Origin of the sequence: Streptomyces tubbatahanensis (genome assembly GCF_022699385.1) — a bacterium.
In the GTDB taxonomy this organism is placed as follows: Bacteria; Actinomycetota; Actinomycetes; order Streptomycetales; family Streptomycetaceae; genus Streptomyces; species Streptomyces diacarni.
This window is the reverse complement of the sequence record NZ_CP093846.1, coordinates 2622673-2634459: the sequence shown is the minus strand read 5'-3', so window position 1 is coordinate 2634459 and position 11787 is coordinate 2622673. Positions and strand designations below refer to the sequence as shown.

Sequence of the window (11787 nt, the reverse complement as noted above, 5' to 3'; positions counted from 1 at the left end):
GGGCCCACCACAACAGGGGGCCCGCACAACCGGGGGACAGGGACGGTCGTGGGGACACCGTCCGGGGGGAAGCAGCACGCGCACCGGCACACTTCCGCCCGCCCCTTCGCCTACCCGTCGCCGTAGCACACACAGGAGCGGAAAACATGGCCAACTTCGCCAAGTCCAACGCGCCGCGCTTCTCCGTGGACGTCTACCAGAACGAGTTCCTGCCCGAGGGCGCCCGCGAGGTGAACGCGATCGTCACCGTCACCTCCACCGGCGGCGGCACCACGGGCGGCCTGCCCCTCCCGGCGACCGATGCGGGACACGGCGGCGCGGGAGCGGACGCGGCCGTCGTCATCATGGTCGACTGCTCCGGCTCGATGGACTACCCGCCGACCAAGATGCGCAACGCGCGCGAGGCCACCGCCGCCGCCATCGACACCCTGCGCGACGGCGTCAGGTTCGCCGTCGTCGCCGGAACCCACAAGGCCCGCGAGATCTACCCGGGCAACGGCTCGCTCGCCGTCGCGGGCGGAACCACGCGCTGGGAGGCCAAGGACGCGCTGCGCGCCCTGAGCGCCAACGGCGGAACCGCCATCGGCACCTGGCTCACCCTCGCCGACCGGCTGCTCGGCTCCGCCGACGTCGCCATCCGGCACGGCATCCTGCTCACCGACGGCCGCAACGAGCACGAGTCGCCCGCCGAGTTGAGGGCCGCGCTCGACGCCTGCGCGGGCCGCTTCACCTGCGACGCCCGCGGAGTCGGCACCGACTGGGAGGTCAAGGAGGTCACCGGCATCGCCTCCGCGCTGCTGGGCACCGCCGACATCGTGGCCGACCCCGGCGGCCTCGCGGGGGACTTCACACAGATGATGGAGAACGCCATGGGCAAGGAGGTCGCCGACGTGGCGCTCCGCCTGTGGACGCCGCAGGGCACCCGGATCAAGTACGTCAAGCAGGTGGCGCCCACCGTCGAGAACCTGACCGAGCGTCGTACGGAGGCGGGCCCGCGCGCCGGGGACTACCCGACGGGGTCATGGGGTGACGAGTCACGCGACTACCACGTCTGTGTGGAGGTGCCCGCCGCCGAGATCGGCCAGGAGATGCTCGCGGCCCGGGTCTCCCTCGTCCTGCCCGCGCCCGACGGCGGCACCCCGCAGACCCTCTCCCAGGGCCTGGTGCGGGCGGTGTGGACGGACGACATGGTGGCCACCACCTCCCTCAACCCGCAGGTCGCGCACTACACGGGACAGGCCGAACTCGCCCAGGCCATCCAGACGGGACTCGATCTGCGCAAGGCCGGTGACGAAGCGGGCGCAACGGCCAAACTGGGACGAGCCGTACAGTTGGCCAGCGCCTCGGGGAACACGGATACTGCGAAACTGCTTTCGAAGGTGGTCGACGTGGTGGATGCCGCGACGGGTACTGTTCGACTGAAAGCGAAGGTCGCCGAGGCCGATGAGATGACGCTGGAGACGCGGTCCACCAAGACGGTCCGCGTCAAGCGCTAGCCGCACCGGCCGCGGCGCGCATCCCTACCCGGCGAGGCGCCGGGTACGCACCCGAGCAGGAGCACGGAGGGGGAGGCACTCACCATGCCGACTTGCCCGAACGGCCACCAGTCGGCGGCCGACGACTGGTGCGAGGTCTGCGGTCACCGCATGACCGACGCGCCCGCGTCGCCCGCTGGGGCCGTACCGCCGCCCCCTCCGCCACCCGCACCGTCCGGCGGCTACGGCTATCCCGGCCCGCCCGGGCCCCCGCCCGCGCCCGGGCAGGGGTACGGCTACCCGGGCCCCGGCGCGCCCCCGCCCCCGGCCGCCCCCGCTGGCTACGGCTACCCCGGCCCCGGTGCTGGTTCCGGCAGGCCGGAGCTGTGTCCCCAGTGCGGGACGCCGCGCGAGTCGCAGGCTCCCTTCTGTGAGGAATGCCGCTACAACTTCCTCACCCACACGCCGACCACGTACGCGCCGCCGCCCGCGCCCCACGCCGCGCCCGGGGCCCCGGGTCCCGACGCCCACGGGCCTCCCGGCTTCCCGCGCCCGTCCGGCCCCGCCGACCCGGCTCCCGACCCGCTGCGCACCCCGGGCTACTCGGGGCCCGACTACCCGGCCCCCGGTGACGAGCCCGGCCCCGACCCCCTGCGGACCCCCGGCTACCCCGGCACCCCGCCAGGCCCCGACACCCCGCCGGCCCCGGGCACACCCCCCGGCTTCCCGCCTCCGGGCGGCCCCGGCCCCGCGTTCCCCGGACCGAACGGGCCCGGCTCCGGCGGCCAGGACGCTCCCGCGTTCCCCGGCCAGGCGGGCCCCGGCCCCGAGGGCGCGGGTCACCCCGGCTTCCCCGGCCCGGGCGCTCCCGGCCCCGAGGGCCAGCCAGGCCCCGGTTTCCCGGGCGGCCCCAGCGCGCCGGGCGGCCCCGGCGGCCCGGCGGGCCCTGGCGGACATGGCGGCCCGGGCGCTCCCGGCCCCGGAGGCCCGGGTTTCCCGGGCGGTCCGGAGAGTCCTGGCGGTCCCGGGCCCGAGGGCCCGAGCGGACCTGGTTTCCCAGGCGGCCCCGGTGGTCCGGCTGGTCCCGGCGGAGACGGCACTCCTGCGGGGCCCGGCGGCGCCGGTGGCCCGAGCGGTCCTGGTGGTCCGGGCGCTTCCGGCCCCGAGGGCCCGGGCGGTCCCGGTTTCCCCGGCGCCCCGGGTGGTCCTGGCGGGCCTGGCCCGGAGAGCCCGGCTGGTCCTGGTTTTCCGGGCGGCCCCGGCGCCCCGTCGGGTCCCGGCGGACAGGGCGCTCCTGCCGGCCCCGGCGGCCCTGGTGGTCCCGGGCCTGACGGGCCCGGCGCTCCTGCTTTCCCGGGCGGTCCCGGTGGTGCGGCTCGTCCTGACAGCCCTGGCGGGCCTGGTCCCGAGGGTCCGATGGGTCCTGGCTCCCAGGGCCCGGGTACCCCCGGTTTCCCGGGCGGTCCGGGGGGCACCGGTGCCCCGGCCGGCCCCGGCGGACATGGCGGTCCCGGTGGCCCGCCCGGCCCCGGGCCCGAAGGACCTGGTGGGCCTGGTGGCACTGGTGGGCCTGGTTTCCCCGGCGGGCCGGGTGAGCCCGGAAGGCCTGGCGGCCCGGGCCCTGAGGGGCCGCACGCGGGTCCTTACGGTTCCGACGCGGGGCGGCCCGGTGGTGCCCCGGGTGAGCGTGAGCCGGGGGCTCCCGGCTGGCCGGGCGGACCTGGTGGCTCAGGCCACCAGGAAGGGCCTGGGCAGTCCGCCTCGGCCGACGGTGGCCCCGGGTGGCGTCCCGGAGCCGAGGGCGTGGGCCAGGGCGGCCCCGGACCGCAGATGCCGGGGGCACCCGGCGGCGGGGAAGGCGTGCCGGGCCAGGGCCGGCCGTTCCCGGCGAACGAGGCCTACGGCGGGCAGCCCACCGGCGGGGACTGGGAGCTGTCCCCGCCAGGAGCCGCCGAGCAGCGCGTCGGCGCCCCGCAGGCACCTGCGGGCGTGCCGGAGGGCCACCCGGGGCAGCCGGGTCAGCCGGGGCAGCCGGGGCAGCCGGGTCAGCCGGTCCAGCCCCCCGGCGGACCGGCCCCGCAGGGGCCCGGCGCTCCGGGGGCGCCGGAGTTCGCGCCGCAGCAGGGCGGGGCTCCGGCCCCGCAGGGCGGCGGTGCGTGGACGGCGCTCATCGGCCCCGACCGCGAGTACTTCGCGGCGATGATGCAGCGCAGTGGCCCGGAGGCGGCGTCGCTGAACCTGCCCGCCTACTCCCCGGAGCAGCAGTTGCCGCTGACGGGTCCGCAGGTGACGATCGGTCGGCGCCGCGCGTCGACGGGTGAGGCGCCGGACATCGATCTGGGCCGTCCGCCGGAGGATCCGGGGGTCTCGCACCAGCACGCGGTGCTGGTGCAGCAGCCGGATGGTTCCTGGTCGGTGGTGGACCAGGACTCGACCAACGGCACCACGCTCAACGGTGCGGAGGATCCGATACAGCCGTACGTGCCTGTTCCGCTCAAGGAGGGGGACAGGGTGCACGTGGGCGCCTGGACGACGATCACGCTGACGCGGCGGTAGTGCAACCCAGGTTGGGCGCACCGGCAGGTGCGCCCAACCGTCGACACGGGAGGCCTGGAAGCCCGGTGGCTCCGAGGCTCGGGAGTCCGGCTCCACCGGGCGCTGAGCCCAACCGAGCGCCGGGAGCGCCGGGGGCGGAGCTACTTCTCCAGCGGCACGGGCGCCCGTGCCGCGTCGAGCGCGAGCGCCTGTTCGTCGACGAGGCGGATGCCCCGCGCGTCCAGCGCCTTCTTGACGCGCCACCGCAGCTCGCGCTCGACGCCGAGGCTCTTCTCCGGCATGGTCTTGACGGAGACGCGCAGCACCATGGAGTCGAGTGTCACCTCGTCCAGGCCGAGGACCTCGACGGGCTCCCACAGGACCTCGTCCCAGGGGCTCTCCTTGCTCAGCCCCTCGCCCGCGGCGAGGACGGCGGCGCGGACTTCGTCCAGGTCCTCGTCGGCGCGTACGCGCACGTCGAGGGCGGCCATGGCCCAGCCCTGGCTGAGGTTGCCGATGCGTTTGATCTCGCCGTTGCGGATGTACCAGATCTCGCCGCCGTCGCCGCGCAGCTGCGTCACGCGCAGGCCGATCTCCATGACGACGCCGGAGGCCTCGCCGGCGTCGATGCGGTCGCCGACGCCGTACTGGTCCTCCAGGAGCATGAACATGCCGGCGAGGACGTCCATGACCAGGTTGCGGGCGCCGAAGCCGAGTGCTACGCCCGCGACGCCCGCGCTGGCGAGGAGCGGCGCCGGGTTGATGCCCAGTCCTGACAGGACGGTCAGCGCTGCGGTGCCCAGGATGACGAAGGAGGCGACGCTGCGCAGGATGGAGCCGATGGCGGCGGACCGTTGCCGCCGGCGTTCTCCGCTGACCAGCAGTCCGCGCAGGGCGTTGCCGCTGTCGACGATCTCGGCGCGGCGGTTCATGCGGGTTATGAGCTGGGTGATGGCCCGGCGGATGAGGTAGCGCAGGATGATGGCGACGACGCAGATGAAGACGAGGCGCACGCCGGAGGCGAGCCAGTCCGTCCAGTTGTCCTGGATCCACCCCGCGGCCTCGCTCGCGCTGTCCTGGGCGTCCTCGAGGGACCGCGGCGGCTGGGGTCCTTCGGGCGGGGGAGAGGCGCTGAGCAGCCAGTACACAGGATCGACCTTCCGTGCGAGTCACATCCACAGGGCACACGAACGGATGCCTCGACCACACTAACGGCGCAGGGGCTTCACATTTGGTGCCACCGAGCAGTATGGGGCCAGGCGTTCGAGGGAGACGTTCGATCCCGCGTCGATGGTGTGAGGTGTGGTCCAAAACACGCTGAGCTCGTTGCCCGGTCGTGGTGGCGGAGTGACCAGGGCACGGGACACACTGAGGGGAGATCGTCACGGCGCGAGCCACGCGCCGCCGACGTACGAGGAGGCACCGTGCCGCATGTCCTGGTCCTCAACGCGTCGTACGAGCCGCTCGGCGTCGTACCGCTCCGCCGCGCGCTCGTTCTCGTCCTCAACGAAAAGGCTGTCAGCCTGGAGGACTCCGGCGCCCTGATGCACAGCGCGACCCGTGTGATACCCGCGCCCAGTGTCGTCCGTCTCAAGCGTTTTGTGAGGGTGCCCTTTCGCGGCAGTGTTCCTCTCACGCGCCGTGCGTTGTTCGCCCGGGACGGCGGCCGTTGCGCATACTGCGGTGGCGTCGCAACCAGCGTCGACCACGTCATTCCGCGCAGCAGGGGCGGGGTGCACGCCTGGGAGAACGTGGTGGCGGCCTGCCGCCGCTGCAACCACGTGAAGGCCGACCGCCATGTCGCCGAGCTGGGCTGGAGGTTGCGCCACCAGCCCGCGCCACCGTCCGGTCTCGCGTGGCGGATCATCGGCACGGGGCACCGGGATCCGCGCTGGCTGCCGTATCTGATGCCATACGGCGCGGACGATGATCTCGCCCGGATCGACGGCAGAGCCACTGCCTGAGTTCCGGGCTTTGTTGTGTCGGGTGGCGGGCGCGGTGGGGGACGGTCAGGAGCGGCCCCCACCGCGCCCCGCTTCCCGCCTTCCGTCCGGACCGCAACTGGCTTCCCCTCGCGCCGGATGCGGCGTGCAGCCCGCACCCGTGCGGCCTTCCGACCGCATCACATGTGGCCGTTGGCCCGCGGGGGCCGTCCCCATCCGCCCCACGGGTCCGCGCCGGCGCACCCAACGGAAACGGTGTGTCAGAAGGGTCGGCCATGATGGTCACCATGACATCTGCCTCTCTCGACGCCTGGCGTGACTTCGCCGTGCAGCACCTCCCCTTCGACGTCGCAAAGCAGTGGCTGGAACTCCTGCGCCCTGCCGTACGACTGGAGGTCGACGACGACTCGGATGGTGTCGTCGGGAGGATCGGCGGGCTTCCCCGGCTGCCGGACGGACAGGAGTGGCCGGTATGGGAGGGGCACGGACCGCTGTCGCTCATCGCCTCGATCGACTGCGCTGAGCTGCCGGCCGACTCCGTGGACATCCCCCTTCCGAGCGAAGGCACACTGCTGTTCTTCTTCTTCGACGGCCAGTTGGACGCCTACGCGTCCTGGGCGGAAGGGACGTCGGTCCGTGACAGCCGCTCGGGCGCCCGAGTCCTCTACGTGCCGGAGGGGCAGGACGCGCCGGTGCGTGACGCGCCCGCCGAGCTCACACCGTTCCCGTCTCTCCCGCTGACCGCGCGGACCGTGATGACGCCGCCCGATCCCTCGCATCCAAGGGCAGTGGCGGCGTTCGCGCCGGGCACGTCGTACCCGGACTCCTATGAGCACCCGATCCGCGAGGAGGAATTCGTCGACGCGTTGATCGATTTCGAGTGCGAGGACGACGCCGACAGCGTTCACCAGATCGGTGGCTACGCCGAATCGATCCAAGACCTCGTCGAACGCGAGGTCGCGGGCTCAGAGGCCGACGAGTGGGTGCTGTTGGCGCAGTTCGATGGTGTCGACGAGGCGGACATGGTCTGGGGCGACTCCGGGATTCTGTACTGGCTGATACGCCCCCATGACCTGAAAGAGCGTCGGTTCGACCGGGCGATGTTCACCTGGCAGATGGCCTGAGCGGTTCTCACGGGTCCCGGACGCCCTTCCGGCCCGCACGCACACCCGCGGCCGGGGACGCGCCCGCCCACACTCCGGGGCGCGGGCCACCCACACTCCGGGGCGCGTGCCACCCACACTCCGGGGCGCGGGCCCGCGCCCCGGGCCCGCGGCCGGGCGCGGACCCTACACCCCCGGTGCCCCGGACTCCATGGTTCCGGGGCACCACCGTGCCGGGGCCCGCAAAACCTGCCGTCGGGTGTCCGGTTCGTCCCTCGTTTCTCCGCTTGCCGCTCCGTCCCGTCGGCGATTCATCGCGGGAACCGACGTGAGCTGGGACACGTTCTCGGGGCGGACACGTCTGTACTCCGGTCGACTGGGTAGGGCGAGTCCTGTCCGCAATTCGTCAACGAACGGAGGCCCGTCGTGGCCGCGTCCGCTGAACTCCTGCTGTCCGCGCTCGCTCCGCTTCCGCAGCAGCGCACACTCTCCAAACGAGGGCACGAGCCGGTAGACCTGTCCGGTGTGTCCGACCCCGACTCCGGACTCGACGGCTCGTGCACGTGCGGGTGCGCCGACGCCCCCCTCACCAGCGAGCCCCCGCTCGCCGACGCCATCCCGCTGACCAGTGAGCCGCCCCTCGCCGAGGCGCCGCTGACCAGCGAGCCCACCGGGGTCGGTTACGGCACGGAGCCGGCGGACATCTGATGCCCCACCCCCAGGCACGGTCCGGGGGGAACCCCACCCGGCTCGCGCGGCTCGCCGAGGCCCACGGCGTCGCCCTCTCCCACGAGCCCGAACCCGGCCGGCGCGTCCAGGTGCCCGAGGGGACGGTCGTGGAGGTGCTGGCGGCGTTGGGTGTCGACGCCTCGACGCCGCGCGCTGTCCGTGCGGCGCTGGAGCGGTACGCGTGGGATGGCCGGCAGCTGCTGCCGCCCACCGTCGTGCTGCGCTCCGGCGCGCGGCCGGTGTCCGCGCCGGCTCCCGCCTCGTGCTTATCCCGGCTTCCCGGCGGGACGGTGCTGCGCGTCGTCACCGACAGCGGTACGACCCTGGACTGGGGCCCCGGCATCCGCCTGCCCCTGGGGGTGCACACCCTCTTCGGGCACGCGCCCGACGAGCGCGCGGCCCACAGCACGCTCATCGTGGCGCCCGAAGCTTTCCCCGCCCCTCGGACCCGCGCTTCGGGCGAGCGCGGCAGGGGGCTCCGCGTCCAGTTGCGGGCGCTGTTGTCGGCCCGTTCCCGGGGGATGGGGGACCTGGCCGATCTCGGTGAGCTGGCCGACTGGGCGGGGCGCTGCCTCGGCGCCGACTTCCTCCAGCTGGACCCCTCGCACAGCGCCGTGCCCGTCCCGGGCGGGCGAGCCGGGGAGGGTCCGGCGGGCCACGCCGGCCTCTCGTTCCGCCTGCCCTCCTCCCGCCGCTTTCCCGATCCGGTGCACCTGCGCGTCGAGGAGATCGCGGAGTTCGCGTCTCTGGGGGAGGAGCGGCGGCGCCGGGCCGAGACGCTCCTGGGGCGGGCGGCAGCCCTGCGCCAGGGCGTGCTCGGCGGTCACGCGCCCCTCGACCGGGGCGCGGTGTGGGAACTCAAGCGGGAGGCGCTGGAGCTGGTGCGCTCGGTTCCGCTCGGCCCCGGGCGCCGGGCGGCGTACGAGGACTTCGTGGCCGAACGCGGGCAGGCGCTGGTGGACCACGCCACCTGGTGCGCCCTCGCCGAGGCCTACGGCTCCGACTGGCGTTCCTGGCCCGCCGGTCTCGACGATCCCCGGTCCGCGCACACGGCCCGCGTACGCGCGCAGCGCCAGGACCGGGTCGACTTCCACGCCTGGGCCGCGTGGCTCACCGACTGCCAGCTCGCGGCGGCCCAGCACACCGCGCGGCAGGCCGGTATGGCCGTCGGTCTGGTGCTCGATCCGGCGGCGGGCGCGCATCCCGGCGGTTCGGACGCCTGGTCGCATCAGGGCAGCCTGGCGCGGGGCGTCACCGTCGGCGCGCCGCCGAGCGGGCGCGACGCCAGGGGCCGGGACTGGGGGCTGCCGCCCTGGCGGCCGGACGCGCTGGCCCGGGCGGGGTACGAGCCCTACCGCGAGGTGCTCGCCGGGCTCTTCAGGCACGCCGGGGCCCTGCGTCCTGGCCGCGCCATGGGCGGCTCCAGGCTGTGGTGGATCCCCGAGGGCCGCCCGCCCGCTGAGGGCACCTATGTGCGCTGCGACGCCGAGGCGATGGGCGGTGTTCTCGCCCTGGAGGCCCACCGGGCGGGTGCCGCCGTCCTCGGCGAGGACCCGGGCACCGCCGGGCCCGGGGCGCGGGAGCCGGTGGCGCCGGGGGAGCCGGTGGCGCTGGGGGAGCCGGTGGCGCTGGGAGAGTCGGCGGCGCTGGGAGAGCCGGCGGCGTCGGAGGAGCCTGCGGTGCGGCGGACGCGCGGCGCCTCGGTGTCGTGGCCGGAGTGTCCCGTCCTGCCCCTTCCCGTGGTGGATTTCCAGGGCCGTCCCGTGCCCTGGGAGGAGCTCGCCGCCTCGCCGCGGGGCAGGGAACTGCGCGCGGAGCGGGGCGCACCCCGCGGCTGAGAGCCGCACGTGCACCTCCCCAATAGATCGGACCTATCTCTTCACGTCGTCCCACACCTGCGGCACCATGCCCACGTACCCCCCAAGAGATCGGATCTCTCCGGGTGAGGAAGGTGGAGGACTCATGGTGAGACGCCGCCCCCGCGCACGGCTGCTGCTGTCCGCGCTGGCGCTGGCCCTGGCCGGCGCCGCCCTGTCGGCGCCCGCGCAGTCGGCTTCCGGGGCCGCACGCGGGTCGGAGGGTGCGGGCTGTCAACGGCCCGTGCGCCCCGCCTCGCAGATGCGGATCGAACCCTGCGACGGCCCGCAGCGCGTCATCGAGAAGGCCGCGAAGACCGTGCCCACGAAGGGGCAGTACGCCTGGCAGCAGCGGGAGGTGACGGCGTTCACGCACTTCGGCATGAACACCTTCACCGACCGCGAGTGGGGTTCGGGCGCGGAGGACCGTTCCCTCTTCGACCCCGGGCACATCGACTTCGACCAGTGGATGCGCGCCTACAAGGCGGCGGGCGCGGAGCAGGTGATGCTGACAGCGAAGCACCACGACGGGTTCGCGCTGTGGCCCAGCCGCTACACCGAACACTCGGTGGAGAACACCCCCTACGGGCGCGACATCGTCGGACAGTACGTGAAGGCGGCCCGCAAGGCAGGCCTCAAGGTCGGCATCTATCTCTCTCCCGCAGACGGCGCCGAACTGCCGCACGGCTGGCACGAGAAGTGGCTGGCGGACCTCCAGGCGAAGCAGGACGCGGGCGAGCGGCTGACCACGGTGGAGCGCACGGCGCTCGCCGACGGCGGTCCTCCGCGGGGCAAGGGCCGGTACGGCAACGGCAGCGAGCCGACCGAGCGCACCTTCCCCACCCTGGTGCCGGGCGACGACCGCGCGGAGAAGGTGGCCTCGGGGGAGCTGCCCGGCTTCACGGCGAAGGTCAACGACTACGACGCCTACTACCTCAACCAGGTCTACGAGATCGTCACCGAGTACGGCCCCCTGGACGAGCTGTGGCTGGACGGCGCGAACCCGTGGAGGGACGCGGGGATCACCCAGGAGTACAACTGGAGCGAGCTGTTCCGCGCCCTGCACGAGCTGGCGCCCGGCACGCCCGTCTTCGGCGGCCCGCAGGGCGTGCGCTGGGTGGGCAACGAGAACGGCGTGGCACGCGAGAGTGAGTGGAGCGTGACGCCGTCGGCCCTCGACCCGTGGACGGCGTACGCCGGTGGGCTGCCCAACGACTCCACCGATCCCGACATCGGCTCCCGTAAGAAGCTCCTCGACCCGTCGGTGAAGTATCTGCAGTGGTATCCGGCCGAGGCGGACGTCTCGCTCAGACCGGGCTGGTACCACCACGCCGACGAGCATCCCAAGAGCGCGGCGCAGCTGCTGGAGCTGTACGAGAAGAGCGTCGGGCGCAACGCCTCGCTGCTGCTCAACGTCCCGCCCGCGAAGAACGGCAGGATCGACGCGGCCGACGTACGGGAGCTGACGGCGTTCGGTGACGCCGTGCGCGACATCTACGGCACCGACCTGAGCGAGCGCGGCCCGGGTCCCCGCACGTTCGACCGCGTCGCCGTGGGGGAGGACATCCGCAAGGGGCAGCGGGTGGAGCGCTTCACGGTCGAGGCCAGGTCGCACGGTACGTGGCGGGAGATCGCCTCGGGTACGACGATCGGCCACCGCCGCATCCTGGCGCTGCCGCAGCCGGTGACCGCACGGCAGGTGCGGGTGAAGGTCGAACAGTCGCGCGGGAAGCCGCACCTGCGGCCCCTCACGCTGCACCTGGCCAAGCAGTCGGCCAAGCCGGCGCACCCGCGGGCCGCGGCGGTCGTCCGATAAGCCCACCCCGGCGCGCGGGGTGTTCACCCGTCCGATATCTTGGCGGGGTGAGCAACAAGGTCAACAAGAACGCCCTGCGCGCCGGAACGGTCACCGCCGGTGCGACGCTGATGATGCTCCTGTCGTCCCCCGCCTTCGCGCTCACCCGCGACGACGGCGACGACCCGGGCCCGGGTCTGAGCGTCGCCGAGACGCTGGGGCTCTACGTCGCCATCCCGATCGTGCTCTTCCTGGTGATCGCCGGGCTGGTCACGCTGGGCGACAAGCGCAAGAAGAGCCACTGACGGAGCGGCGGACCGTTATCGGCGCTCGAACGGCCGTGCTTTAGGG

Annotated in this window: 9 protein-coding genes; 8 read left to right on the top strand and 1 reads right to left on the bottom strand. The window is 73.9% G+C overall.

Going from position 1 to position 11787, the window contains the following annotated elements; genetic code table 11:
- The first annotated feature begins 146 nt into the window (after positions 1–146).
- Positions 147–1496 carry a vWA domain-containing protein gene (locus MMF93_RS11380; protein WP_242751206.1) on the top strand — a complete coding sequence of 450 codons (1350 nt, stop codon included), beginning with the start codon at positions 147–149 and terminating at the stop codon, positions 1494–1496.
- Positions 1497–1580: 84 nt separating this feature from the next.
- On the top strand, positions 1581–4031 hold the full coding sequence (locus MMF93_RS33800) for an FHA domain-containing protein (RefSeq protein WP_479685624.1): 2451 nt from the start codon (positions 1581–1583) through the stop codon (positions 4029–4031).
- 140 nt (positions 4032–4171) lie between these two features.
- Here MMF93_RS33800 and MMF93_RS11365 read toward each other — a convergent pair whose 3' ends face one another.
- Positions 4172–5158, bottom strand: coding sequence for a mechanosensitive ion channel family protein (locus tag MMF93_RS11365; protein ID WP_242751205.1), 987 nt, complete (start codon positions 5156–5158; stop codon positions 4172–4174).
- A 276-nt stretch (positions 5159–5434) separates the two neighbouring features.
- On the opposite strand from MMF93_RS11365, the gene MMF93_RS11360 reads away from it, so the two are divergent.
- From MMF93_RS11360 to MMF93_RS11335, 6 genes are all read left to right on the top strand, one after another.
- Positions 5435–5974, top strand: coding sequence for an HNH endonuclease (locus MMF93_RS11360; protein WP_242751204.1), 540 nt, complete (start codon positions 5435–5437; stop codon positions 5972–5974).
- Between the two features lie 266 nt (positions 5975–6240).
- The gene (locus tag MMF93_RS11355) at positions 6241–7077 is read left to right on the top strand and encodes a YwqG family protein (protein ID WP_242751203.1); all 837 of its coding nucleotides are present in this window, start codon (positions 6241–6243) and stop codon (positions 7075–7077) included.
- A gap of 405 nt (positions 7078–7482) precedes the next feature.
- A complete protein-coding gene (locus MMF93_RS11350) occupies positions 7483–7764 on the top strand; it encodes a hypothetical protein (RefSeq protein WP_114018208.1) in 282 nt (93 codons plus the stop codon).
- The gene (locus MMF93_RS11345; protein WP_242751202.1) at positions 7764–9623 is read left to right on the top strand and encodes a 4-alpha-glucanotransferase; all 1860 of its coding nucleotides are present in this window, start codon (positions 7764–7766) and stop codon (positions 9621–9623) included. The genes MMF93_RS11350 and MMF93_RS11345 overlap by 1 nt, the downstream gene beginning before the upstream one ends.
- Positions 9624–9747: 124 nt before the next feature.
- Complete coding sequence (locus tag MMF93_RS11340) at positions 9748–11457, top strand: alpha-L-fucosidase (protein ID WP_242751201.1); 1710 nt, start codon at positions 9748–9750, stop codon at positions 11455–11457.
- A 47-nt stretch (positions 11458–11504) separates the two neighbouring features.
- Complete coding sequence (locus MMF93_RS11335) at positions 11505–11741, top strand: hypothetical protein (protein WP_114021217.1); 237 nt, start codon at positions 11505–11507, stop codon at positions 11739–11741.
- Positions 11742–11787: the final 46 nt, after the last annotated feature.